The 23,569-nt window shown below is 61.9% G+C and carries 25 protein-coding genes; 13 read left to right on the forward strand and 12 right to left on the reverse strand.

Going from position 1 to position 23,569, the window contains the following annotated elements:
* Window positions 1-46: 46 nt before the first annotated feature.
* Window positions 47-2,410, reverse strand: a complete 2,364-nt coding sequence (locus tag AC30D9_RS27075; protein WP_490145220.1) for a DNA polymerase II — start codon at window positions 2,408-2,410, stop codon at window positions 47-49.
* Between the two features lie 352 nt (window positions 2,411-2,762).
* On the opposite strand from AC30D9_RS27075, the gene AC30D9_RS27080 reads away from it, so the two are divergent.
* The 5 genes from AC30D9_RS27080 (at window position 2,763) to AC30D9_RS27100 (ending at window position 6,760) form a co-directional block, all read left to right on the forward strand.
* Window positions 2,763-3,203: a CBS domain-containing protein gene (locus AC30D9_RS27080; RefSeq protein ID WP_030138503.1), complete on the forward strand. Its 441-nt coding sequence runs from the start codon at window positions 2,763-2,765 to the stop codon at window positions 3,201-3,203.
* Between the two features lie 111 nt (window positions 3,204-3,314).
* Window positions 3,315-3,911, forward strand: a complete 597-nt coding sequence (locus AC30D9_RS27085) for a paraquat-inducible protein A (protein WP_134923672.1) — start codon at window positions 3,315-3,317, stop codon at window positions 3,909-3,911.
* Between the two features lie 11 nt (window positions 3,912-3,922).
* Window positions 3,923-4,567: a paraquat-inducible protein A gene (locus AC30D9_RS27090; protein WP_134926603.1), complete on the forward strand. Its 645-nt coding sequence runs from the start codon at window positions 3,923-3,925 to the stop codon at window positions 4,565-4,567.
* Window positions 4,548-6,206, forward strand: a complete 1,659-nt coding sequence (locus tag AC30D9_RS27095; protein WP_490145221.1) for a PqiB family protein — start codon at window positions 4,548-4,550, stop codon at window positions 6,204-6,206. Before AC30D9_RS27090 ends, AC30D9_RS27095 begins: the two co-directional genes overlap by 20 nt.
* Window positions 6,207-6,223: 17 nt before the next feature.
* Window positions 6,224-6,760, forward strand: coding sequence for a PqiC family protein (locus tag AC30D9_RS27100; RefSeq protein ID WP_490145222.1), 537 nt, complete (start codon window positions 6,224-6,226; stop codon window positions 6,758-6,760).
* Here AC30D9_RS27100 and AC30D9_RS27105 read toward each other — a convergent pair whose 3' ends face one another.
* Window positions 6,761-7,390, reverse strand: a complete 630-nt coding sequence (locus AC30D9_RS27105; protein WP_490145223.1) for a glutathione S-transferase family protein — start codon at window positions 7,388-7,390, stop codon at window positions 6,761-6,763.
* Between the two features lie 193 nt (window positions 7,391-7,583).
* Here AC30D9_RS27105 and AC30D9_RS27110 point away from each other — a divergent pair, with 193 nt between their 5' ends.
* Window positions 7,584-8,018, forward strand: a complete 435-nt coding sequence (locus AC30D9_RS27110; protein WP_307571252.1) for a phage infection protein — start codon at window positions 7,584-7,586, stop codon at window positions 8,016-8,018.
* A gap of 99 nt (window positions 8,019-8,117) precedes the next feature.
* Here the strand turns inward: AC30D9_RS27110 and AC30D9_RS27115 are convergent, their stop codons facing one another.
* The 4 genes from AC30D9_RS27115 to AC30D9_RS27130 form a co-directional block, all read right to left on the reverse strand.
* A complete protein-coding gene (locus AC30D9_RS27115) occupies window positions 8,118-9,212 on the reverse strand; it encodes a DUF1615 domain-containing protein (RefSeq protein ID WP_490145224.1) in 1,095 nt (364 codons plus the stop codon).
* Between the two features lie 546 nt (window positions 9,213-9,758).
* A complete protein-coding gene (hemB, locus tag AC30D9_RS27120) occupies window positions 9,759-10,733 on the reverse strand; it encodes a porphobilinogen synthase (protein ID WP_490145225.1) in 975 nt (324 codons plus the stop codon).
* 114 nt (window positions 10,734-10,847) lie between these two features.
* Window positions 10,848-11,705, reverse strand: coding sequence for a PhzF family phenazine biosynthesis protein (locus tag AC30D9_RS27125; RefSeq protein ID WP_490145226.1), 858 nt, complete (start codon window positions 11,703-11,705; stop codon window positions 10,848-10,850).
* Complete coding sequence (locus AC30D9_RS27130; RefSeq protein ID WP_134923663.1) at window positions 11,702-12,400, reverse strand: glutathione binding-like protein; 699 nt, start codon at window positions 12,398-12,400, stop codon at window positions 11,702-11,704. Before AC30D9_RS27130 ends, AC30D9_RS27125 begins: the two co-directional genes overlap by 4 nt.
* Before the next feature lie 316 nt (window positions 12,401-12,716).
* On the opposite strand from AC30D9_RS27130, the gene AC30D9_RS27135 reads away from it, so the two are divergent.
* A complete protein-coding gene (locus tag AC30D9_RS27135) occupies window positions 12,717-13,391 on the forward strand; it encodes a histidine phosphatase family protein (protein ID WP_307571256.1) in 675 nt (224 codons plus the stop codon).
* A 142-nt stretch (window positions 13,392-13,533) separates the two neighbouring features.
* Here AC30D9_RS27135 and mnmH read toward each other — a convergent pair whose 3' ends face one another.
* Window positions 13,534-14,637, reverse strand: a complete 1,104-nt coding sequence (gene mnmH / locus AC30D9_RS27140) for a tRNA 2-selenouridine(34) synthase MnmH (RefSeq protein ID WP_307571257.1) — start codon at window positions 14,635-14,637, stop codon at window positions 13,534-13,536.
* Window positions 14,637-15,671: a selenide, water dikinase SelD gene (gene selD / locus AC30D9_RS27145; protein WP_134923660.1), complete on the reverse strand. Its 1,035-nt coding sequence runs from the start codon at window positions 15,669-15,671 to the stop codon at window positions 14,637-14,639. Before selD ends, mnmH begins: the two co-directional genes overlap by 1 nt.
* Window positions 15,672-15,980: 309 nt before the next feature.
* Between selD and AC30D9_RS27150 the strand changes: the two genes are divergently transcribed.
* The 3 genes from AC30D9_RS27150 (at window position 15,981) to AC30D9_RS27160 (ending at window position 18,401) form a co-directional block, all read left to right on the forward strand.
* Window positions 15,981-16,931 carry a nucleoside-specific channel-forming protein Tsx gene (locus AC30D9_RS27150; RefSeq protein WP_134923659.1) on the forward strand — a complete coding sequence of 317 codons (951 nt, stop codon included), beginning with the start codon at window positions 15,981-15,983 and terminating at the stop codon, window positions 16,929-16,931.
* 41 nt (window positions 16,932-16,972) lie between these two features.
* Window positions 16,973-17,989 (forward strand): purine-nucleoside phosphorylase, encoded by a 1,017-nt coding sequence (locus tag AC30D9_RS27155; RefSeq protein WP_134923658.1) that lies wholly within the window; start codon window positions 16,973-16,975, stop codon window positions 17,987-17,989.
* Window positions 17,990-18,119: 130 nt separating this feature from the next.
* Window positions 18,120-18,401, forward strand: a complete 282-nt coding sequence (locus tag AC30D9_RS27160) for a hypothetical protein (RefSeq protein ID WP_135844638.1) — start codon at window positions 18,120-18,122, stop codon at window positions 18,399-18,401.
* Between the two features lie 5 nt (window positions 18,402-18,406).
* Here AC30D9_RS27160 and AC30D9_RS27165 read toward each other — a convergent pair whose 3' ends face one another.
* Together AC30D9_RS27165 and AC30D9_RS27170 are read right to left on the reverse strand one after the other, a co-directional pair.
* A complete protein-coding gene (locus AC30D9_RS27165; protein ID WP_490145227.1) occupies window positions 18,407-18,859 on the reverse strand; it encodes a DMT family transporter in 453 nt (150 codons plus the stop codon).
* A gap of 2 nt (window positions 18,860-18,861) precedes the next feature.
* The gene (locus tag AC30D9_RS27170) at window positions 18,862-19,359 is read right to left on the reverse strand and encodes a DMT family transporter (protein WP_134923655.1); all 498 of its coding nucleotides are present in this window, start codon (window positions 19,357-19,359) and stop codon (window positions 18,862-18,864) included.
* Window positions 19,360-19,471: 112 nt separating this feature from the next.
* Between AC30D9_RS27170 and AC30D9_RS27175 the strand changes: the two genes are divergently transcribed.
* A complete protein-coding gene (locus AC30D9_RS27175) occupies window positions 19,472-20,404 on the forward strand; it encodes a LysR family transcriptional regulator (protein WP_490145257.1) in 933 nt (310 codons plus the stop codon).
* 14 nt (window positions 20,405-20,418) lie between these two features.
* Here AC30D9_RS27175 and AC30D9_RS27180 read toward each other — a convergent pair whose 3' ends face one another.
* A complete protein-coding gene (locus tag AC30D9_RS27180; protein WP_490145258.1) occupies window positions 20,419-21,021 on the reverse strand; it encodes an NADPH-dependent F420 reductase in 603 nt (200 codons plus the stop codon).
* Window positions 21,022-21,163: 142 nt separating this feature from the next.
* Here AC30D9_RS27180 and AC30D9_RS27185 point away from each other — a divergent pair, with 142 nt between their 5' ends.
* Complete coding sequence (locus AC30D9_RS27185) at window positions 21,164-22,111, forward strand: LysR family transcriptional regulator (protein WP_490145228.1); 948 nt, start codon at window positions 21,164-21,166, stop codon at window positions 22,109-22,111.
* A gap of 35 nt (window positions 22,112-22,146) precedes the next feature.
* Window positions 22,147-22,734, forward strand: coding sequence for a DcrB/PsbP domain-containing protein (locus AC30D9_RS27190; RefSeq protein ID WP_490145229.1), 588 nt, complete (start codon window positions 22,147-22,149; stop codon window positions 22,732-22,734).
* A gap of 59 nt (window positions 22,735-22,793) precedes the next feature.
* Here the strand turns inward: AC30D9_RS27190 and AC30D9_RS27195 are convergent, their stop codons facing one another.
* Window positions 22,794-23,510 carry an alpha/beta hydrolase gene (locus AC30D9_RS27195; RefSeq protein ID WP_490145230.1) on the reverse strand — a complete coding sequence of 239 codons (717 nt, stop codon included), beginning with the start codon at window positions 23,508-23,510 and terminating at the stop codon, window positions 22,794-22,796.
* Between the last annotated feature and the right edge of the window lie 59 nt (window positions 23,511-23,569).

Genomic DNA, 23,569 nt, shown 5'->3' on the forward strand with positions numbered 1-23,569 from the left:
CACAGATGTGAACCATGCCCCTGGTCCAAACAGGGTCGGCATGATTTCAGAACAACCCCATCTGCCCACCCACCAGCGTCGAAAAATCATCCTCCACAAACGGCAGGATCGCATCCGCCACCGGTTGTAGCTGCTTGGTCACGTAGTGGTCGTAATCGATTGGCGCGCTGCGGGTTTCCAAAGGTTCAGGGCCGGCGACGGTGATGACATAACTGATCCAGCCGCCATTCTGGTATTGCCGCGGCCGGCCCTGGCGTTGGTTGAATTCATCGGCCAGGCGCGCGGCTCGCACATGGGGCGGCACGTTGCGTTCATAGTCTTCCAGTGGCCGGCGCAGGCGCTTGCGGTAGACCAGCCGATCATCGAACGCGCCGGCCAGGGTCTGCCGCACATAATCGCGCACATAATCCTGATAGGGCTGGCGGTGGAAGATCCGCCCGTACAGCTCCTGCTGGAACTGCCGGGCCAGCGGCGACCAGTCGGTGCGCACGGTTTCCAGGCCCTTGTAGACAATTTCGTCGCTGCCGTCGGCGCGCGTCACCAGCCCGGCGTAGCGTTTCTTACTACCCTCCTCCGCGCCCCGAATGGTCGGCATCAAGAAGCGCTTGAAGTGGGTTTCGAACTGCAATTCCAGCGCGCTCTCCAACCCGAATTCGTCACGTACGTATTCACGCCACCACTGGTTGACGTACGCCACCAGCTCGCGGCCGATCCTGGCCGCTTCTTCCTGGCCATGGGCACGGCGTAGCCAGACGAACGTGGAGTCGGTATCGCCATAGATCACCACATGCCCCTGGGCTTCGATCAACTGGCGGGTACGTTGCATGATCTGGTGACCACGCAGGGTGATGGACGAGGCCAGGCGCGGATCGAAGAAGCGACAGCCACTGGAGCCGAGCACGCCATAAAAAGCGTTCATGATGATTTTCAGTGCTTGGGACAGCGGCGCGTTGTGTTCGCGCTTGGCGGTTTCCCGACCTTCGGCGACCCGGGCGACGATGGCCGGCAGGCAATGTCGGCTACGAGAGAACCGCGCCCCGCGAAAGCCGGGCACCGATTCCTGGTCGTCTGGATGACGCAGGCCTTCGATCAAGCCCACCGGGTCGATGAGGAAGGTACGGATGATCGACGGATACAGGCTCTTGTAGTCCAGCACCAGCACCGACTCGTAGAGCCCCGGTTGGGAATCCATGACAAAGCCGCCCGGGCTGGCCTCGGGCGGGCGCTGGCCAAGATTGGGGGCCACGAATCCTTGGCGGTGCATCAGCGGCATGTACAGGTGCGTGAAGGCCGCCACCGAACCACCGCTGCGGTCCGCCGGCAGGCCGGTGACGCTGGCCCGCTCCAGGAGGAATTTGAGCAGTTCGGTCTTGGCGAAGATCCGCGTCACCAGTTCGCAGTCCTTGAGGTTATAGCGGGCCAGGGCCGGCTTGTCCTCGGCGAACATGCGATTGATCTCGTCCATGCGCTGGTACGGGTTATCGATGGACTTGCCCTCTCCCAACAGCGTCTGGGCGACGTTTTCCAGGCTGAACGACGGGAAGCTCCAAGTGGCCGAACGCAGGGACTCGATGCCATCGATGATCAACCGGCCAGCGGCCGAGGCGAAGAAGTGATTGTTGCGCGTGCCGTGCTCACGCCATTGCATCTCCTCGCCACCGCGCCCCAGGCGCAACGGCACCGCCAGCCGCCGGGCGTGTTCATGCAGCACCCGCAGATCGAATTGCACCAGGTTCCAGCCAATGATTCCATCGGGGTCGAAACGGGCGAACCAGTCGTTGAGTTTCTTTAGCAGCGCCGTGCGTGATTCGCAGTATTCCAGCTGGAAATCCACGCCGCTATCGTCGCCGTTGGGGGGGCCGAGCATGTAGACCTGGCGCTCACCACAGCCTTCCAGGGCAATGGAGTACAGATCGCCCTGGGCGGTGGTTTCGATGTCCAGGGACACCAGGCGCAACGGCGGGCGGTATTCAGGCGCCGGCTTCATCTGCACGTCGACCAGCAGGCCATCGGCGGCCGGCGTACCGCCAAACCAGACCGGGGCGGTGATGAAGCGTTCCATCAGGTAACGCTCCGGTGGCCGGATGTCCGCTTCGAACACCTCCACACCGGCGCGGCGCAAGGTGGTGTCCAGGCGCATCAACTGGGCGTGTTGCTGGCAGTACAGCCCCAACACCGGGCGGTGTTCGAAATCCAGCAGGTCCAGGGGGCGCAGCTCTACGTCCTTCTCCCCTTGCAGCAGAGCTTCGAGCTGGCCGCGCTGGATCTGCGGCACAAACGCCACCGACGGCTGCACCGGCAGGCGCACACGTCGGGGGCCGGCGTCGGTCGCCAGCCAGAACTCGACTTCGGTGCCGGCCGGGGTATCGCGCCAATGCCGGGTCAGGACGAAGCCCTGCTGTAAGTCCACCACTGCAACCTCGAAATGTACGGAGGCGACGATTCTACCTGTGGCGAGGGAACTTCACCTGATCAACTGTTACTTCACCGAACTGCTTTTGTGGCGAGGGGATTTATCCCCGCTGCAGCCCCAATAAGCTGATTACATCAACCTGACACGCCGCGTTAGTAGTTTTCTGGGGCTGCTATGCAGCCCAGCGGGGATAAATCCCCTCGCCACAAAGGTGGATGACATCACATCGACGGAGAATTTCCGGACAATGACGCTTTTGGACGACTGGCCGCCGCTTTACCGCTTGCTCTGCGCCGTTGGGTCTACGATTCTTTAATCACCCGCAAAAACAACACCTGAGGCTCCCCCCATGAAAACCGTCGCGCAGTTGCTCCGGATAAAAGATGAGAAGAACCAGCAAGTGCACACCATCTCACCGGACGACATGGTATTGCAGGCCCTGATGCGCATGGCCGAGAAAAACGTCGGCGCCTTGCTGGTGGTGAAAAACGATGAAGTGCTGGGGATCATCAGTGAGCGCGACTACGCGCGCAAAATGGTCTTGCATGGCCGCTCCTCGGTGGGCACGAAAGTGAGCGATATCATGGTCTCCCCGGTGATCACCATAGACCCGCACCAGAATGTCGAAACCTGCCTGAGCATCATGACCGAAAAACACCTGCGGCATTTGCCGGTGGTCGAGGACGGCAAGCTCGTCGGCCTGCTGTCCATCGGCGACCTGGTCAAGGAAGCCATTGCCGAGCAGGCCGACCTGATCCGACAACTGGAGCAATACATTCGCGGCGAATGATCCCTCGGCAGGCGGTGTGAACCGTAGCGAATTTCCCCACCGCCTGCCGGACGGGTTGCTCATTCTCAACGCACTTCTATATTGAAGGGGTTGTTCCTGCCGAGCATCCCTATGGCCGACACCGCCCGACTGATCATTTGCGAACATTGCGATGCGGTGTACGAGCCGGTTGTGCTCGCCCCGCACCAGAAAGCCTCGTGCGTGCGCTGCCACGCGGTGATCCAGCGTTACAACGGCCTGACCATCGAGCAGCGCCTGGCCTTGAGCGTAACGGCCGCGGTGCTGTGGGCCTTCGCCAACGTCTACCCGGTCATGAGCATCCGCCTCCAGGGCCTGAGCAACAGCGCGACGTTATGGGATTCCATCGTGGCGCTGAGCCAGGGGCCGATCGCCTTCATCGCCCTGGTGACAGCGGTGGCAATCATCATTGCACCGGCCTTCCAACTGGTGCTCCTGCTCTGGGTGCTGGGCCATGCCTACCTCCAGCGGCGAGCGCCGGGGTTCAACCTGTGCATGCGCAGCCTGGAAACCCTGCGACCCTGGAGCATGCTGGAGGTATGCCTGCTGGGCGCGCTGGTGGCAGTGATCAAGCTCGCCGGGCTGCTGGACGTGCTGCCGGGGATCGGCCTGTTCGCCCTGGCGGCCTTGAGCCTGCTGATGATCCGCATAGCCGGGCGCGATGTCCGCGACCTGTGGGATAGCCTGTGAACGACCAGCCGCTGGACACCCCACCAGAAGCCCGCGACCTGGACCTGTGCCTGTGCCACAGCTGCGGCCTGGCCTGCGACATGACCGACGAACCCCAGGCCTGCCCCCGCTGCGACGCCGCCCTGCACCGACGCAAACCCGACGCCATCCCCCGGACCTGGGCCTACATGCTGGCCGCGCTGGTGTTCTACATTCCGGCCAACCTGCTGCCGGTGATGAATACCCAGATGCTCGGCGAAGGCGCCGACAGCACCATCATCAGCGGCGTCATCGAGTTCTGGCAAAGCGGCGCCTGGGACATCGCTCTGATTATCTTCATCGCCAGCATCGCCGTACCGGGCATCAAGTTCGTGGTCCTGACCCTGTTGCTGGTGACCGCGCAGCGGCGCAGCACCTGGGCCCAGGTCCAACGGGCGAAGCTGTACCGGCTGGTGGAAGTCATCGGCTACTGGTCAATGCTCGATGTGCTGGTGGTGGCCCTGGTGGCGGCACTGGTCAAGTTCCAGGCCCTGAGCGATATCGAACCGCGGCCGGGGATCCTGTTCTTCGGCCTCGTGGTGCTGTTCACCATGCTGTCGGCCATGAGTTTCGACCCGCGGCTGATCTGGGACACTCAACCCTCCGAGGAGGTCATGGATGAAGTCGCAAGCCACTGACGGGCAACAACCCGCACCCGGTCGTGCCCACGTCACCAGCCGCCGCTGGACGGTGTCGCTGGTGTGGATCGTGCCGATCATCGCGGTGCTGGTGGGCATTTCCCTGGTGGTCCACAACTGGCTGCAGGAAGGCCCGACCATCACCATCACCTTCAAGACCGGCCAGGGCCTGACCGCCAACAAGACCCAGGTGAAATATCGCAACGTGGTCATCGGCCAGGTCACCGACGTGCAACTGAGCGATGACCAGAAGAACGTCACCGCCACGGTCAAGCTCGCCAAGACCGCCGACACCTTCACCCACGAGGACTCGGTGTTCTGGGTGGTGCGGCCAAGAATCGGGGCCGGTGGAATCTCGGGAATCGACACCCTGCTGTCAGGAGACTTCATCGGCGCCGACGCCGGTCAATCGAAAGTGCGCGCCAAGTCCTTCACTGGCCTGGAGAACCCGCCTCCCATCACTTACGGCGAACCGGGCAAGCGCTTCACCCTGCACTCCCAGGACCTCGGCTCGCTGGACATCGGCTCGCCGGTGTACCTGCGCAAGATCCCAGTAGGCCAAGTGGTGTCCTACGCCCTGGACGCCGAGGGCAAAGGCGTCGACATCGACGTGTTCGTCAACGCGCCCAACGATGTCTACGTCACCGAAAACACCCGGTTCTGGAATGTCAGCGGCGTGGACGTGAACGTCGGTGCCAACGGCTTCGCGGTCAAGACCGAATCGCTCTCGGCGCTGCTGCTGGGCGGCATCGCGTTCCGGGCGCCGGAATACAGCCCCAACGACACCCCGGCCAGCGAAGACAAGACCTTCGAGCTGTTCGCCGACCAGCAGAGCGCCCTCGCCCCGCCCGATGGCAAGGCGCAGTACCTGGCCCTGCGGTTCGATCAGGCACTGCGCGGCTTGCGAGTCGGGGCGCCGGTGGAGTTCCTCGGCGTTGAAGTCGGCAGGGTGGTGGCCATCAATCTGGATTTCGATGAGAAACAGCGCAGCTTTCCGGTCAACGTCGGCGTGGTGATCTACCCGCAGCGCCTGGGCAAGGCCCATGAAAAACTGCTCAAGAGCCTCAATCACGATCCGGAAGACGAAGCCGCCGGCGCCCGCCTGATCGGCAGCTTCGTCGAACGGGGCCTACGCGCCCAGGCTCGCAGCGGCAACCTGCTGACCGGGCAGTTGTACATCTCGCTGGATTTCTACCCCAAGGCGGAAAAAGTCGCCTTCGACCCAAGCGCCCGCCCCGTGCGCATCCCGACCATCCCGGGCAGCCTCCAACAATTGCAGGAACAACTGCAGGCGATGATCGAGCGGATCAACAAACTGCCGCTGGAGAGCATCGCCGGCAACCTGGATGGGAACCTGGTGGAACTGCGCAAAGGCCTGGCCCAGTTCAATAGCAAGACCCTGCCGGGTGTACAAAGCACCTTGCAGGACGTGAGCAAGACCCTGCAATCGGCCAACTCGACCCTGGCCGAAGATTCGCCCCAGCGCGAACAACTGACCCAGACCCTGGACGACCTGGGGCGCATGTCGCGCTCGCTGCGCGAACTGTCGGACTACCTGAGTCGCCATCCCGAATCGCTGCTTCGCGGTCGTCCCAAGGACGCACCGGCACAGAACCTCACATTGCCGGTGAAAGAATGATCACAGGAGCCCGCCCCATGCCGATGACGCTGAAACTCACCCTGGTTGCCGTGGCGTTGCTACTGGGCGCCTGTCGCAGCGATCCGATCCACTATCACACCCTGAGCCCGGCCCAACCGGTCGGCCAGTCGCGCTCCGGCGTGGACATCCAGATCGAACAGGTCAGCGTTCCGCCCCAGGTGGATCGCACCCAGATCGTCATACGCCAGGGCAACAGCGGGTTGGCGATCCTGGAAACGCAATGGTGGGGCGCCAGCCTGGCCGATGAACTGCACAGCAGCCTGGACGAACAACTGAGCAACCCAGGCGCGCCGAAAGCATTGCTGCGGGTAGACGTGCAACGCTTCGACTCGATCCCTGGCCGCTATGCCCGCATGGATGTGCAATGGCGACTGCGCAACCCGGGCAACGACGCCCGCCCCCTCACCTGCCGCAGCAGCCTGCAGACGCCGACGGGCGCCAGTATCGACGAGCTGGTGACGGCGCATCAGGAGAATGTCCGGCAATTTGTCGGCCTCGTCGAGCAGGCGGTTGCACGCAAGATGTGCCCTTGATCACTCAGGCCAATGCAGCGACAGCACAGGCGCAACACGCGGATGGTGATCGATGCGCTCCAACAACTCGTAGAACGCTGGACGTGCGTTTAGCATCGCCGCCCGCGTATCTCTCCACTTCGTGATCACGGCCGCCAGGATATCCAGCGCCCCCGGTTCGGCACCGCTGAGAAAAGGTCGGGCCGGGAACTGGTCGGCAAACAGCGCCCAGTTGTGATACAGCCGTTGCTGCGTGCCGGATATCAAACGCTGCCGAGTCGCTTCGTCCGCATCTTCCAGCCAGCGCTGCGGAAAATCGATAATGCCGATGGGTGTGTAGCAATTGGCCGCGATGTAGACCAGACCGCGTATGGCTTGCGCACGCTGGGCCGGATCCTGCGGAAGCAGTTTCGATGCGGGGTAAGTCAGGCCGAGGTGGATCAGGATCGCCGCCGCTTCGGTCAGCACCGAGCCATCCGGCAACAGCAGGGTCGGCACCTGCTTCTGCGGGTTGAGCTTCTCGAGTTCTTTCGCTGCATCGTTGTCCTCGGTCGAATAGGCATCGACCCGCCGATAAGCCACCTCACAAAGACACAGGGCAACCTCCACCGCCGAGGAACCGGATTGCCTGTAACCGAATAACTGATACATGGACGCACCTCCTGCATAAGGGTTAGCCGGTAGAGCCTGGGAGCCTATCAGTGTTCCATCGAGCTGACCGGCAGCGGGCCAACGAGCTATCACTGCCGTCGATGTTCACCATCATGTCAATGAAGTTCTCTTGATGATCGCCCGGGACAACAATGGCCCCACACAAACCCACTACACCCCGGAGCACACCATCATGAAACGCCAAGTCATCCTCAGCCTCGCTTTCTCTGTACTGGCCGCCAACGTATTTGCCGCTTCCTCCCAACCCGTCGTCGCCGAAGGCGGTTCTGATCGCCTGATCGAAAACCGCGTCGCTGAAGGCGGTGCCGATCGTCTGCAGGAACGTCGCGTCGCTGAAGGTGGCTCCGATCGTCTGATCGAAAACCGCGTCGCTGAAGGCGGTGCCGATCGTCTGCAGGAACGTCGCGTTGCCGAAGGTGGCTCCGATCGCCTGATCGAAAACCGCGTCGCTGAAGGCGGTGCTGATCGTCTGCAGGAACGTCGCGTCGCCGAAGGTGGCTCTGATCGCCTGATCGAAAACCGCGTCGCTGAAGGCGGTGCCGATCGTCTGCAGGAACGTCGCGTCGCCGAGGGTGGCTCCGATCGCCTGATCGAAAACCGCGTATGAGGTGTTCCGTCGTCACAACGTTCCAGATAGCGCCCGCCCCCACACCATCCCAGTAAAGCCCGGCCTTATCCGCCGGGCTTTTACTTGGCCTGCGTTTGGCTAACGCCCCAACGCCCGCGCCATGCACCGCTGATAACGCTCATCCACCCGCTTGGCAAACCACGCCGTGGTCAGATTGCGCGTGATCTTCGGGCTCTTGAGCACGATCCCTGGCAATACCGCTCGCGGCAACGCCTTGCCCTCGGCCCGTTCAGCCAGCTCGAACACGCGCTTGTAAAGCTTGCTGTCCTCGAACGCCAGGCTGTCACCCTGCTCCAATTGATCGCGAATGGTCGGGTTGCGCATCCCTAGCGACTTGCCCAGCGTACGCACCGCCAACTCCGTGCTGCCTGGCATGATTGAATCATGGGCAACCAGATCGCCATCCAGCGCCAGGGAAATGCCTGACGCGACACTTACCGCGTGCTGGAAAGCCGCGTTACGACTGGCGTACCAGCCGGCATTGAAATCGGCAAAACGGTACAACGGCTCGGTGTAGCTCACCGGATAGCCCAGCAAATGCGCGATACCGAAGTACATCCCGCCACGACGACTGAACACTTCGCGACGAATCGAGCCATCTACCGTGTAGGGATAATTCCGTGCATTGGCCTGGGCAAAAGCGATGCTGACCTGCATTGGTCCGCCCGTGTGCACCGGATTGAAACCGCCGAACAGTGTCTTTCCCAAGGGCACCATGCCGATGAAGTCGTCGAAAATCTCGCTCAGCTCTTTCTCGCTACGCGCCGCGTTGAGCCGATCGCTGTAGCTTTTGCCGTTGGGCGAACGCACCTGAAGTGCACCGCTGACCAACAGTTCCGGAATGTGCACCTTCGCCGCACGGCGGTTGATCTCCTGACGCGCGATCTTGCCCAGCCCTGGCACCGGCGGGTCGGCCTGGAACGTCGACTCCTGTTCGGTCACCGCCAGGACAGCACAGATGTTCTGCGTGGTGGTCGGGATCTGCTGAGCCGCGAAAGCCACATAGATGTCCGTCGCCCAACCTTCGCGGTCCGTAGCCTTGGCCGGCAGCAACCGCACGATCTGCCTCTTGACCTCGGCGGGCTGGCGTTCAGGCTCCTGGACCTGGCGACTGCCGCAACCGGCCAGGGCCAGCAGCGCGGCGACGCTGATCATCAATCGATTGAGTTGCATGGTGCTCCATCGGGTTCGTTATTCCGGAGCAACCATACGATCAAAAGCGGGTACGGGCTATGTTCTGTCGCGCAGAGCACCGAAATGGCCCTGGAAGGAAACCGGCTCGATAGCCCTAGAAACCCAATATGGGAGCGAGCCTGCTCGCGATGCCGACGGCACATTCACCATCGCCGCCAACTGACCCACCGCTATCGCGAGCAGGCTCGCTCCCACAGGGGAATGGCGGTGAATATAAAACTTGCGTCCAATCAAAATCAGTGTGGGAGCCGAGCTTGCTCGCGATGACGGCGGCACATCCAACATCACCGAAACTGACCCACCGCTTTCGCGAGCAAGCCCGCTCCCACAGAGGATTTGTGGTGAGCATGGCTTTTCAGTCACCACATGAACCCATGTGGGAGCGGGCTTGCTCGCGAAGGCGTCAGCAAATTCAACATCACCGCCACCTGATCCACCGCCATCGCGAGCAAGCTCAGCTCCCACAGGGATTTGGGTGAACGCCGGATATGTGAACACCCGCTCCCAGCGAAAACCCAGCGCTGATCAGATCCCGCTCAACGCCAGATCCATCGCAAAGTAGGTGAAGATCAGGTCTGCCCCCGCCCGTTTGATCGCGCCGAGGCTTTCGCGCACCACGCGGGCTTCGTCGATGGCGCCGGCCTGGGCGGCGAACTTGATCATCGCGTATTCGCCACTGACCTGGTAAGCCGACAGCGGCAGGTTCGAGGCCTGGCGGATGTCGCGGATGATATCGAGGTAGGCCCCGGCCGGCTTGACCATCAGCGCATCGGCACCTTCCTGCTCGTCGAGCAAGGATTCGCGCAGCGCTTCGCGACGGTTCATCGGGTTCATCTGGTAGCTCTTGCGGTCACCTTTCAGTGCGCTGCCGCCCGCTTCACGGAACGGCCCATAGAGCGCCGAAGCGAACTTGGTGGAATAGGCCATGATCGCCGTCTGGCTGAAACCGGCAGCGTCCAAGGCCTTGCGAATGGCCTGGACCTGCCCGTCCATGGCCGCGGACGGCGCGATCACATCGGCACCGGCGCGGGCCGCCGCCACGGCTTGCTTGCCCAGGTTGACCAGAGTCCGGTCGTTGTCCACTTCGTGCCCGTGGAGGACGCCGCAATGACCATGATCGGTGTACTCACAGAAACAAGTGTCAGACATCACGATCATTTCCGGCACCGCATCCTTGCAGATCCCGGCCATGCGCGACACCAGGCCGCGCTCGTTCCAGGTATCGCTGCCGTCGCTGTCCAGGTGATGGGACACACCAAAGGTCATCACCGCCTTGATGCCGGCACGGGCATAGCGCTCGATCTCGCCGGCCAGCTTCGACTCAGGGATGCGCACCACGCCCGGCATGCTCTTGATCGGCACGAAGTCATCGATTTCTTCTTCGACGAAAATCGGCAGCACCAGATCGTTCAGAGTGAACTCGGTTTCCTGGAACAGGCTGCGCAGGCTTGCGTTACGGCGCAGACGGCGTGGACGGGCTTCGGGGAATTGGCTGGACATGGGACTCCTGGCAAATGGATGCTCGATCACAAGGGGGCAAAGCTTATGCCCTGGTCGACCAGGGCACAAACGCCGGCAGGAAAACAGAGTGTTACCGGCGCGGCAATAATCGCCTCACAAGGTCAGCGAGCCGTTGATGCAAGTCACCACCGCGCCGCCAATCCAGACCTCCTCCCCTATTTGCTCGACATGAATCCGCCCGGCCCGGCCCATGGTCAAGCCCTGGCTGACCACATAGGACGAAGGCGCCAGGCCCTTGCCCAACATCCACTGCGCGATCCCGGCGTTCAGGCTTCCGGTGGCAGGATCCTCGGGCATGCCATCACCGGCGATGAAGCCGCGCACTTCAAAGTGTGCCGCATCGCCATCCACAGCCCGATCCCAAGGTGCGATCACACCCACGGCCAGATCGAGCAATTGAGAATAATCGGGCTCGAGCGTCAGGACCTGCTGACGATCCTTGAGCATCAAGGCCAGCCAGCCGGCACCGTTATCGACCCATTGCGCCTCGACAATCGCCTCGGCGGCGAGCCCCAGCGCCTTGCGCACCCGCTCCAGCAGGTCGGCCTGCAGCGGACCGGACTTGAGCAAGGGCGGTGCGAGGAATGCCAACCCACGATCGTTGCGGCGAATCCTGACCAGGCCAACGCCACATTCCTGCACGATCTCCTGCCCTTTCGGCACGCCTCCGGCTTCCAGCCAGGCGTGACAACTGCCCAGGGTCGGATGCCCGGCAAACGGCAATTCGGTCGAGGTGGTGAAAATACGCACCCGGTAATCGGCTTCCGGGTGCTGCGGCGCCAACAGGAACGTGGTTTCGCTGAGGTTGGTCCAGTTGGCAAAAGCAGCCATGCGCGAATCACTGACCCCATCGGCTCCCAGTACCACCGCCAACGGATTGCCCTTGAGGGGCACGTCGCTGAACACATCCAGTTGCTTGTAATCGAATCGGCGGGTCGGCGGGTTACTCATTCCGGAATCTTCAACCCGCGCACCACCGCCGGTCGGGCCAGGAAACGCTCCAGCACCCGCGTCACATTGGGGAAGTTCTGGATACCGACCAGATCACCGGCCTCATAAAAACCGATCAAGTTGCGCACCCAGGGAAAGGTGGCGATATCGGCAATGGTGTAGCGCTCGCCCATGATCCAGTCCCGCCCTTGCAAGCGACCGTCAAGCACCTTGAGCAGGCGCTTGCTTTCCTCGACGTAGCGATCGCGAGGCCGCTTGTCCTCGTAGTCCTTGCCGGCGAACTTGTTGAAGAACCCCAACTGCCCGAACATCGGCCCGATCCCGCCCATCTGGAACATCAACCACTGGATCGTCTCGTAGCGCGCCGCCGATTCCTGGGCCAGCAACTGCCCGCTCTTGTCCGCCAGATAAATCAGGATCGCCCCCGACTCGAACAACGCCAACGGCTGGTCCCCTGGCCCATGAGGGTCGAGAATCGCCGGGATCTTGTTGTTGGGGTTCAGGGAAAGGAACTCGGGCGACAGTTGATCGTTGCTGGCGAAGTCCACTTTGTGGGGCTCGTATGGCAGGCCGATCTCTTCCAGCATGATCGAGACCTTCACGCCGTTGGGGGTTGGCAGGGAGTAGAGCTGGAGCCACTCCGGGTATTGGGCGGGCCATTTCTGGCTGATGGGGAATGAGGTCAAGTCGGGCATGGGACAGGCTCGGCAATCAAGGAAAGGCCTGAGAATAATCCAAGATGTGCCAGACAGCACCTGCCCATCACAGGATTCACACTGGCCGTTCTTAATTCCGCAACATCCTGTCGCTAAGATTCGACTGACCTCCAAACCGGAGGCCTTACAGTGCGCGAGAACAACCGAGATCGAACCAAAGGACACGAAGAGACTCTGAGCAGTGCCCCCTTGGAACCGAAGCGGAGTAACGACACGGAAAAACACCCGAGGCCAACGCTTCCCGGTGCCCCAGGTTTGTCAGCCTGACTAGAGAGTTCAAAAGAACATTTATTCGATGATGAACCCACTGAATTTCGCCAGACGCTTCAAACGCCGTTCGTGGCTGTTGCTGCCGACGCTGCTTGTGACCTGTGGCCTGGTGCTGTCGCTGGAATCGAGCGTCAGCCGCGCCCAGCCAGTCGATGGCATCCAGACCCTGGTGTTCCTGCGCCACGCCGAGAAACCCGCCGGAGGCCTGGGCCAGCTCAACTGCCAGGGCCTTAACCGCGCCATCGACCTGGCGACCCTGCTGCCGGAAAAATTCGGCAAGGCCGACTACGTGTTCGCAGCCAACCCGACCCGCAATGTCGAAGAGGGTGAACTGGACAATTCCTATAGCTATATTCGCCCGCTGATGACCATCAGCCCCAGTGCCATCAAGCTCGGGTTGCCGGTGAACATCAATTTTTCCGCCAACGATACCAGCGACCTGGCGGACGAATTGCTGCATGACAAGTACCACAACTCGACCATCTATACCGCCTGGTCCCATGGCTACCTGCCGGAGCTGATCAACAAGGTCGCCGGCGAGGCCGTGGGCAAGAAGCAGACCATTACCGATGACTGGGCCTCCGGCGATTATGACTCGCTGTACGTGCTGACCCTGACCTGGCACAACGGCAAGGCCAGCCTCACCAGCCAGAGCTACAAGCAAGGCTTGGACAATGGCAAGGAAGCCTGTCCGACTTGACCAAAAAGCCCCCCCAGTGGGAGCGAGCCTGCTCGCGATAGCGTTGGCCCCATTGGCATTGATGTGACTGATGCACCGCTATCGCGAGCAGGCTCGCTCCCACTGGGTTAGTATTTTCAATCATGGGTTCGAACTTGCGAGTTCACCCTCCCCGAACCGCCCGCTCACGCAGATACTCCAACACCGCCGCCTGCTCCCCCGAGAACTCGATCCGCCGCCCCTTCTTTTCCCGTTGGAACGCGTACATCGGGTCGTAATACTCACGCAACAAGCCTTCGATCCAACCGCGATGCAAGTCGACGGCGCCGCTGCTGGCCTGCTCGGCCAGGGCGGTTTCCAGGATATTCATCAAGCGCCGGTGACGGTCGCCGCCCAGGCGCTTGTGGATGTTGTCCAGGCTTGCCAGCAACCGCTCGGAAAACAGCGAGAAACCTTCGTCGCCATGCACGGCGACAAACTCCGCACACAGATCGACCACGTAATCGCGCAGGATCCGCTCCACCCGGTGCTCGAGGCTGTCTTCCAGCCAGACCATCGGAACCTGCTGCATGCGCTGGTACAAGGACAGCGGCAAGGCGCAACTGCCGACTGCACGGCTCTCATCTTCAAGGACAAATTGTTCGATGCCGGCGGCGCGCTTTTTCAGCACATCCACCGCCAGGCGGTTTTCAAAATCGATGTTGGAAGGCTGGCCGGTGGCGCGTTTGCCGAAGCTCGAACCACGGTGGTTGGCATGCCCTTCCAGATCCAGGCTGTTGCCCAACTGACCCAACACTTCAGTCTTGCCGGTGCCGGTCATGCCACCCAGTAGCACCAGGTCGCACTGGCTCACCGCCTGCTCGACAGTCTCCAACAGGAACGTACGCATGGCCTTGTAGCCACCACCGACCCTGGGGTAGTCAATGCCCGCTTCGTCCTTGAGCCACTGCTGGACGATCTGCGAACGCAAGCCTCCGCGAAAGCAATACAGCACACCATCGGGATGGGCCTTGGCGAATTCGGCCCAAGCCTGGATGCGCTGGGCCTTGGTTTCACCAGACACCAGTTGATGCCCCAGGACAATGGCGGCCTGCTGTCCCTGCTGTTTGTAGCAGGTACCGACGCGTTGCCGTTCGCTGTCGGTCATCAACGGCAAATTGACCACGCCGGGGAACGCCCCCTTGATGAATTCGACCGGGGCACGGGTGTCCATCATCGGTCGGTCATTGAGGAAGATGTCGCGGTAATCGGTGATGTCATGGCCCATCAAGACACCTCGACCGCGTAGGTCTGTCGCTCGACCAGTTCGCCGATGGGCTCCAGTGCCAGGCCGAGCTCAGCGGCAACCGCAAGAAACTGCGCCTCGCCTTGCGCCGTGACAGCGATCAGCAGGCCGCCGCTGGTCTGCGGATCGCACAGCACGCGCTTGTGCAGCTCCTGGACCCGACCGACCTTGCTGGCATAGCTGTCGTAGTTGCGCAACGTGCCGCCCGGCACACAACCCAGGTCGAGGTAGTACTCGACACCCGGCAGACGCGGCACTGCGTCATAGCGGATGCGCGCGGTCAGTTGGCTGCCGTCAGCCATTTCCACCAAGTGCCCGAGCAGGCCGAAACCGGTGACGTCGGTCATCGCCGTCACGCCGTCGAGCTTGCCGAAGCGGCTGCCGGGTTTGTTGAGGGTGCACATCCAGTCACGGGCCAGGCCAACATCGGCGGCGCGCAGCTTGCCTTTCTTTTCCGCCGTGGTGAGGATGCCGATGCCCAGGGGCTTGGTCAGGTACAGGCGGCAACCGGCAGTGGCGGTGTCGTTGCGTTTCATGTGGCGCTTTTGCACCAGGCCGGTGACCGCCAGGCCGAAAATCGGCTCAGGCGCGTCGATCGAATGGCCGCCGGCCAGGGGGATACCGGCCTCGTCGCACACAGAACGGCCACCGCGAATCACTTCCCGGGCAATTTCCGGGGCCAATACATTGACCGGCCAACCGAGAATCGCGATAGCCATCAGCGGGTCACCGCCCATGGCGTAGATGTCGCTGATGGCATTGGTGGCGGCGATGCGACCGAAGTCGAACGGGTCGTCGACAATCGGCATGAAGAAATCGGTGGTCGAGACCACGCCGCGCTCCTCGTCGATGGCGTATACCGCAGCATCATCCCGGGAGGCGTTGCCAACCCACAGCTTGGGATCAAGGTTTTGCGCACCGCTGCCGGCCAGGATCACTTCCAGCACCTGGGGCGAAATCTTGCAGCCGCAACCGGCGCCGTGGCTGTACTGGGTCAGGCGAATCGGCTCGCTCATGGGCATACCTCGTGTCAGTCAATTGGGAACGAGTCTACCAGCAACGCCGACGGTCCTGTGTCGCCGCACGACAGTGCCCTCTTACGCCCTGCCACCTTTTGGTGCCCCCTCAAGGAACCGGGTAACAGGTCGTGCACGACGCCTGACCATAAGGACAGGAAAAACCTCCTAAATACATGTTTTTCAAGCCAGTACGAAAAACTGGTACAGGATGTGCAAACGTTTGCGAAATCGCTCGCAACGACGAAGCGAGTCGCGTTTTTTCAATCACGGAACCCGGGTTTCGACCCGCACGAACAAGGACTTTCCATGGACTTCAATCCTCGGTGTCACGCCGCGCCCGGCGTATTCGCAGCCGCTGTGCTACTGACCGCCGTTACCGGATTACTCAGCACCACCAGCCAGGCCCAGACGAGCGAAGCATCCGCCCAAGGTGAGGCGCTCAGCCCTGAAGCCACTTCCTCGAAAAAAGGTGTCTACCTGTCCGACTGGTACAACCAGGACCTGACGATCATCGGCAGCAAGGACATCAGCTTCGGCCCGCAACCCGTCGACGACGTCTATCTGGAATACGAATATTTCGGACGCAAGGGGCCGTTCGAGCTGTATGGCTATATCGACATCCCAAAGATCTTCGATATAGGCAACAGCCACGACAAAGGCGTGTGGGATCACGGCTCGCCGGTGTTCATGGAGCATGAACCGCGTATTTCCATCGACTACCTGGCCGGCCGCAGCCTGGCCGTCGGGCCGTTCAAGGAATGGTATGTGGCGTTCGACTGGATCTACGATCACGGCAGCAACTCTGCCAATCGCGCCAATACTTTGTACAGCGGCCTGGGTACAGACATCGACACCCATTCGCGGGTCAACCTGTCGGCCAACTTCTACGGGCGTTATCAATGGGAAAACTACGGCGCCAGCAATGAATATTCCTGGGATGGCTATCGCGCCCAACTCAAATACATCGTGCCGATCAGCCAGTTCAGCAACGGCGCTTCGCTGACTTACATCGGTTTTACCAACTTCGATTTCGGTTCAGACCTGCACAAGGACAACCCGGCTCGCACCGCCAACGCCACGGTCGCGACCAACGTCTTGCTGTATTCCTTCACGCACCTGCGCTTCACCCTGGTGGGCCGTTACTTTCACAACGGCGGCAACTGGCAGGACGGCAGTGAGCTTAACTTTGGCGACGGTAACTTCCGCGCCCGTTCCGATGGGTGGGGATACTACGCGGGTGTCGGCTATCAATTCTGAGTCCCTGCTCGCCCCTTTCTAATCCATGGAGGTAACGATTCATGACCAATCGCCTGCTTGCTTCAATCGGTTTGGCCCTGTTCTGCTCGACCGCCGGGGCCACACCGCCGCTTCAACCCAAAGTCATGCTGATCACGATGTTCGCTCCCGAGGCGCAGAACTGGATCGAACGCCTGCAGCTCAAGAATGAGATCCGTATACCAGGGCTGTCCGCCGAGTATCCAACGATCCGCTGCAATGCCGAGCGGGTTTGCCTGCTGATCACCGGCATGGGCCAGACCAACGCCGCGGCCTCGACACTGGCCCTGGCGCTCTCGCCAGCCGTCGACCTGCGCAAAAGCTATTTCCTGGTGGCCGGGATCGCCGGGATCAACCCGCACCACGGCACCCTCGGGACGACTGCCTGGGCCCATTACCTGGTGGAGTTCGGCACCCAATGGGAGCTGGATTCGCGCGATGTTCCCAAGGACTGGCCCACCGGCTACCTGGGCATCAACACCAAGGGGCCGAATGAAAAGCCGCCCCTGGACTACAAGACCGAAGTCTTCGAACTCAACCCGGCGCTGCAAGCCAAGGCATTTGCCCTCAGCCAGAAAGTGGCCCTGACTGAAAGCAAGGAGTCAGCCGCCTGGCGTTTGAAATATCCGTATGCACCGGCCAACCAGCCACCGGTGGTGACCCGCTGCGACACCCTGGCCGGCAACACCTGGTTCTCCGGTACGCGCCTGAGCGAACGCGCCGAAGTCTGGACCCGCCTGCTCACGGATAACAAAGGCGTCTACTGCACCACCCAACAGGAGGACAACTCCACCTACGAGGCCTTGCTGCGAGCCAGTCGTGAAGGTCGGGTGGATATCAACCGGCTGGCCGTGCTTCGGGCCGGGTCCGACTTCGACCGTCCCGAACCCGGCGGCAACGAAGTGGACAACCTGCTCAAATACGCTGACCAGGGCGCGTTCGTGCCTGCCCTGGAAAACCTCTTCCGCACCGGCAACCCGGTGGTGCAGGACATCGTGAAGAACTGGTCGATGTGGAAAGACGGGGTGCCCGCTTTGTGACCTGTCGAAGCCCAGGCCACAGGAAATGTGCTGGGGGGGGTGAGCTAAATTTCCATAGCTCACCCGATGGAATTTTCCATTCCAGGCAGGATCACTTGAACATCCACCGAGCGTCCCCAGGAGACCGCCGATGCACATGCCCCTTGCTGCCGACAGCACTCACTTCTATTACGGCCTGGATGCGCTGCTTGGGCACCAGACCCAAAATGCCACTTGCCAGTTCGACGTCAAACGCTTCGACGACGCCGAACCGCCATGGTTCGTACTGCACGTACGCCCACCGATGCCGGACGACTTGGATAAAGCCCAGATCGTAGTCTTCAGCGCCGAAGGCCGGCAAACCAGTGGCATCGTCCGAAGCACCGAGCGCCTGGACGATGGCAGCCTGCGACTGAACGTCGAAAGCAACTGAGACCTTCAGGTCTGCTGCACACTGCTGCGATACATGAACACCAGCGCCAAGGCCAGGCAGGCCATGGCCAGAACCCGGCTACCGGACAACCCGATGGCCGGGTTGCCCAGCCAGCCGAAGTTGTCGATCAACATGCCCATGCCCAATTGCCCGACGATCACCGCCACCGTCGCCACGCCCGTCCCCACCCGCGGCACCGCACCGACCATCACCATCATGTAGACGACGCCGAACAACGCACCGCTGAGTTGCCATTTCGGCACCTCCAGCAAGGTGACCGCGTGGGCCGGTTCGAAAAACACGATCAGCAACCCGGTGACCACAGCGCCCACAGTAAAGGTCAGCAGGCTGCTGCGCAGCACACCGACCGTCTGGCCCAGGCGGCCGTTGATGGCCGCCTGGACACTCAGCACCGCACCCGCAGCGACGACCACCAGCAATAAAATGAACAGACTCATATTCAACCTCGGGCAATCAGGACAAGGGCCACGACGATCAGTGCCAACGCCAGCCAACGTTCGCCGTTGACCCGCTTGCGGCTCGTACCGAACCAGCCGAAATGGTCGATCAAGACACTTTTGCCCACCTGACCGGAAAGGATCGCGACCATGGTCATGGCGATGCCGATGTGAGGGGTGGCGAGCGTCAGTACCACTACGTAGATGGGCCCCAGGAAACCGCCGATCAGTTGCCAGCGTGGCAGTTCATTCAGGGCCGGGCCTTGTTGCCGGCCGCTGAGCAGTAACAGCAGGAAGAGAATCGCCGAGCCGACGCCAAAGATGCTCAGGGTGGCCCACAAATGCCCGACCTGGCTCCCTAGCGGCCCCAGCAGGCCGGCCTCTACCGACAAGCCCATGCCGGCCAGGATCACCACGGGTAGCAATAGCCAGCGCAAGAACGACCGCGGTTGGGCGGCGGCCGTCACCGGAGCGGCCTCGTTCAATGAGGAAACCTGCATGCTCAGAACCTGTTTGGAAAAGGAAGGCCGGCATTATCGGTTGGTGTCGCTGTGCGATAAATGGGAGTATCCCGACAACACTTTTGCGTCATGCGCACAGGACGACCACCCCATGCACGGTCTCAATGAACTCGGCTTCAAGGCGCTTCGCCTGTTTGTCGCGGTGCTCGATCACGGCAGCTTCTCGGAGGTGGCCCGGCGTGAAGGCCTGGCTCCGTCATCGATTTCCCGGCAGATCCAGCTGATGGAGCAGGCCCTGAACCAGCAATTGCTTTACAGGCACACCCGCGCCGTGTCCCCCACCGAAGCCGGCCGCCTGCTGGGGCATCATGCGCGGCTGCTACTGGTGCAATTGGAGGAAGCCGAACAAGCCTTGCAGGAACAGCACAGCGAGCCCTCCGGGCTGGTGCGGATCAACGCCCCAGTGGTATTCGGCCAGCGCCACCTGACCCCGTGGCTGGGCCAGTTGTGCGCACGCTACCCAAAGCTGCAATTGGAGATCCAGCAGACCGACAGTTACGTCGACCCACTGCAGGAAGGCGCCGACCTGCTGTTTCGGATCGGCCCGTTGCATGACTCAGGCATGCAGGCGCGGGTCGTCGCCCCCCATCGTTTCCAGATCGCGGCCAGCCCCGCTTACCTCGCACGCCACGGCGTGCCGCTCAAGCCCCAGGATCTGGCGGCCCATCAATGCCTGGCCTACAAAGGCGTGACCGGCCAGCAGCGCTGGTTCTTTCGCCGCTCGGGCCAGGCCTGGACGCCCTACAGCGTCAAGGGCCCGATCACCGGCAACCACGCCGACACCTTGACCCAGGCCGCCGAACAAGGCCTGGGGTTGGTGATGTTTCCGTCCTGGCTGATCGGCGAAGCGCTGCGCAATGGCACGCTGGTCCCGGTGCTGCAGGATTACCAGGCCTCCAACAGCCTCGAACCCCAGCAGATCGCCATTCTCTGGCCAGGCAGCCGACGCCTGTCGGTGAAGGTGCGCACGGTCATCGATTTTTTCCTGGAGTGTTTTGGCGAAGTGCCCTACTGGGATCGCTGACCGCACTGTGTGGCTCAGTCGAACTTGACCAGGTTCAGCACCGGCAGAGGGCCGCCCGGGAACTGGGTCAAGCGTGCGCCCACACTCAAGGGCCCCAGGTCCACGGCGAAGAACCCCAAGCGCTCGATCAACTGCGCGACTTCTTCGCGTGCCTGCACATCGTCACCGGTCAGGAACAGCACCCGCTTGCCGCCTTCGGACGTCGGATCTGCCTCCAGCAGGCGCGCCAGCAAGTGATTGAAGGCCTTGACCACCCGCGCGCCCGGCACCCATTCACTGAACACCTCGGTGGAAGCCCGGCCCTGCAAATCAACCGCCTCGAACTCCGGGACTTTGATTGCATTGTTGGCATCGATCACGATGCGCCCGGCAAAGTCCGGCAAACCACTCAACGCCTCGGGCAGCCTCGACCAGTTGACGGCCACCAACACCATCGGCTGGGCCGCGGCTTGCTGCACGGTGCCGGCACGCACGGTGGGCCCCAGATCGGCGACCAGCCCGGCCAGGCTTTCCGGGCCACGGCTGTTGGCAATCACCACGTTGATGTTCCGGCGGGCCAGGGCGCGGGCGAAAGCACTGCCGATGGCGCCGGCGCCGATGATGCCGATGGTTTCGATACTCATGTCGTCTGTCCTCAAAGGTTGGGATAAGCCTGGCGGTGATGTCCGCCGTTGAGGTGCATATTGCCCTTGTCATTCCCGTCTGATTAGCCGGTAATAGCTTGAATCATTTTCAAGTATTGCTATCAGGTAGAACGCCATGGAAACCCTCGCCAACCTTGAATGCTTCGCCCGCAGTGCCGAGACGGGGAGTTTTTCCGCTGCCGCCAGGTTGCTGGGCCTGACGCCTGCCGCCGTCAGCCGCAACGTAGCGATGCTCGAGCGCAACCTGGGCGTGCGCCTGTTCCAGCGCTCGACCCGAAAATTGTCCCTGACCGAAAACGGCGAACACTTCCTGGCCAGTATCGGCGCTCACCTCGAAGCCTTGCAGACGGCCATCGGCGCCGTGACCACGGAACGGGGTGAACCGGCCGGGGTATTGAGAGTCAGCCTGTCGCCGAGTTTCGGCATCGGGCATGTGTTGCCGCTGATGCCGCAACTCCTGGCTCGCTATCCGCTGATCCGGCCGCAATGGCATTTCGAAAACCGCCGGGTAGACCTGATTGCCGAAGGCTTCGACGCAGCGATTGGTGGCGGCTTCGAACTGATGCCCGGCGTGGTTTCGCGAGCCTTGGCACCGGCCCATCTGATCGCAGTGGCAAGTCCTGCCTACCTGGCCCCACGCCCCCGGCCCGCGCATCCGGAAGACCTGGCCCACTTCGACAACATCGTGCTGCGCTCGGGCCTGACCGGTCGCGTGCGCCAAGCCGTAATGCGCAACGCTGCCGGGCTGGAATCGGCATTGCGGCTACCTGAATCCATCGTCCTCAACGACCCCGTCGCCATGCGCGAAGCCACCCTGTTGGGCCTGGGCATCTCACTGTTGACGGTGCCGGATGTGCTGCCCTGGCTGGAACGTGGCGAACTGGTGCGGTTGCTGCCGGACTGGTACATGGACCTTGGCGCAATCTCCTTGTATTACCCCAGCCGCACATTGATGCCCGCCAAGACCCGGGCCTTTATTGACTTCATCACCGAGCATTTCGAACGCGAGGGCCTGGCCAGACGTTTCTGCGCGCTGGAATCCAGTGCTGCGCCCATGGGATGATCGGCCTCCGAGCACGATCATCCGTGGAGCGTTCAATGTCATTGCTGTGTAAACAAGCCGCCGCCCTGTTGCTGACGGCCATCGCCAGCCTGGTCGTGGTACCGGCCCATGCCGCCCCGGCCAAAACCGCTGGCGATGCAGCGGCACAGAAGATTTCGATGCTGGGTGGCAAGCTCAACTTCACCCTGCCCAAGGGTTTCACGGCGACGCCGCTGCCCGCCGGTGAGGTGGCTCAGGGCACTGCCGGGGCGACGGGTACGATGTACAGCAATGCCACCAGTAAAACCGTGGTGATCACCGCTGAAAACACCATCGTCAACGGCGCGAATGTGAAGGACAACGACAATGCCTTTCTCGATACCACCTTCGCCGACTTCGCCGTTCAGAAAACCAAGGCCCTGCCGGATGCCAAGATCCTCGGCGAAAAAAGCCTGACCCAGAAAGGCACGGGCCTGGGTCTGCGCCAGCTCGACACCAGCGCCACCCAGGGCGGCGGGCCAACCCTGGATACCACGTTGATAGGCGCCTCCGGCACGCGCATGGCCGTGGTGCAGATCATCTCCCGGGCCAGTGACAAGGCCGGACATGAAGCGTTGGTGAAACAGATCGCCAGTGGTCAGTGACGGGCACCGCATAGCCCTCAATCGCGAGCAGGCTCGCTCCCACAGGGATTTACAGCGGGTCAGGGATTGAGCCGCTCCAGCCAGGCTCGCAGGTCCTGCACCTCCTGCGCACTGATGCTGTGGCCCAGGCCCAGGTAGGCATGGAATTCCGGTTCCAGCGCCAGGGTCTTCAGGAATGTGTTGGCCTCGGTGCCATCGCTGTAGGGAATGATCGGGTCTACCGTGCCATGGCCGATGAACACGGCCAGTGCCCGTCGCGACTCGACGGGAGTCAACTCAGAACGCAGCACCGGCAGCACCCGCCCGCCCATCGCGGCAATGCCGCCAACCGCTTCAGGGTGTCGCAAGGCCACTTCATAGCTCATCATCGCCCCCTGGCTGAAGCCCACCAGATACACATTGCTCGCGTCGGTCGGGTACTTGGCCCGGGCTTTCTCGATGAAATCCAGCAGCATCTGGCCGCTGGCCTTCAGGTCTGAGGTGTCGCCGTCATAAGCCCCCTCGCCCTTCTTGGCGAACCACTGGTAATGCCCCGGCTCCATGACTTTAGGGGCCCGTACCGAGAGGTAGTTGTAGTGCTTGGGCAGTTCGTCCCTGAGCTCGAACAGGTCCTGTTCGTTGCTGCCGGAGCCATGCAGGAAGATCACCAGCGGCCGGTTCCTGGCCTGTTCATCGGCATCGGCGAGGTAGTTGAGCGGCAAGTCCGTGTGCAGCGAAGGTTCAGCCTGCAGCCCGGACGAAACCAGCAACAGAAACAGGGCGAGCGCTTTAAACATCAATCTTCCTCCATCGTTCGATAGCCGCACGACAACGACCGTGCGGTGAGGTAGACAGC

It is taken from the genome of Pseudomonas sp. DF11 (assembly GCF_058148565.1).

Coding starts and splice junctions, on each gene's coding strand:
- AC30D9_RS27080 (WP_030138503.1), top strand. CDS start 2,763: ATGAAAACCGTCGCGCAGTTGCTCCGGATAAAAGATGAGAAGAACCAG.
- AC30D9_RS27085 (WP_134923672.1), top strand. CDS start 3,315: ATGGCCGACACCGCCCGACTGATCATTTGCGAACATTGCGATGCGGTG.
- AC30D9_RS27095 (WP_490145221.1), top strand. CDS start 4,548: ATGAAGTCGCAAGCCACTGACGGGCAACAACCCGCACCCGGTCGTGCC.
- AC30D9_RS27100 (WP_490145222.1), top strand. CDS start 6,224: ATGCCGATGACGCTGAAACTCACCCTGGTTGCCGTGGCGTTGCTACTG.
- AC30D9_RS27105 (WP_490145223.1), bottom strand. CDS start 7,390: ATGTATCAGTTATTCGGTTACAGGCAATCCGGTTCCTCGGCGGTGGAG.
- AC30D9_RS27110 (WP_307571252.1), top strand. CDS start 7,584: ATGAAACGCCAAGTCATCCTCAGCCTCGCTTTCTCTGTACTGGCCGCC.
- AC30D9_RS27115 (WP_490145224.1), bottom strand. CDS start 9,212: ATGCAACTCAATCGATTGATGATCAGCGTCGCCGCGCTGCTGGCCCTG.
- hemB (WP_490145225.1), bottom strand. CDS start 10,733: ATGTCCAGCCAATTCCCCGAAGCCCGTCCACGCCGTCTGCGCCGTAAC.
- AC30D9_RS27125 (WP_490145226.1), bottom strand. CDS start 11,705: ATGAGTAACCCGCCGACCCGCCGATTCGATTACAAGCAACTGGATGTG.
- AC30D9_RS27130 (WP_134923663.1), bottom strand. CDS start 12,400: ATGCCCGACTTGACCTCATTCCCCATCAGCCAGAAATGGCCCGCCCAA.
- AC30D9_RS27135 (WP_307571256.1), top strand. CDS start 12,717: ATGATGAACCCACTGAATTTCGCCAGACGCTTCAAACGCCGTTCGTGG.
- mnmH (WP_307571257.1), bottom strand. CDS start 14,637: ATGGGCCATGACATCACCGATTACCGCGACATCTTCCTCAATGACCGA.
- selD (WP_134923660.1), bottom strand. CDS start 15,671: ATGAGCGAGCCGATTCGCCTGACCCAGTACAGCCACGGCGCCGGTTGC.
- AC30D9_RS27150 (WP_134923659.1), top strand. CDS start 15,981: ATGGACTTCAATCCTCGGTGTCACGCCGCGCCCGGCGTATTCGCAGCC.
- AC30D9_RS27155 (WP_134923658.1), top strand. CDS start 16,973: ATGACCAATCGCCTGCTTGCTTCAATCGGTTTGGCCCTGTTCTGCTCG.
- AC30D9_RS27160 (WP_135844638.1), top strand. CDS start 18,120: ATGCACATGCCCCTTGCTGCCGACAGCACTCACTTCTATTACGGCCTG.
- AC30D9_RS27165 (WP_490145227.1), bottom strand. CDS start 18,859: ATGAGTCTGTTCATTTTATTGCTGGTGGTCGTCGCTGCGGGTGCGGTG.
- AC30D9_RS27170 (WP_134923655.1), bottom strand. CDS start 19,359: ATGCAGGTTTCCTCATTGAACGAGGCCGCTCCGGTGACGGCCGCCGCC.
- AC30D9_RS27175 (WP_490145257.1), top strand. CDS start 19,472: ATGCACGGTCTCAATGAACTCGGCTTCAAGGCGCTTCGCCTGTTTGTC.
- AC30D9_RS27185 (WP_490145228.1), top strand. CDS start 21,164: ATGGAAACCCTCGCCAACCTTGAATGCTTCGCCCGCAGTGCCGAGACG.
- AC30D9_RS27190 (WP_490145229.1), top strand. CDS start 22,147: ATGTCATTGCTGTGTAAACAAGCCGCCGCCCTGTTGCTGACGGCCATC.
- AC30D9_RS27195 (WP_490145230.1), bottom strand. CDS start 23,510: ATGTTTAAAGCGCTCGCCCTGTTTCTGTTGCTGGTTTCGTCCGGGCTG.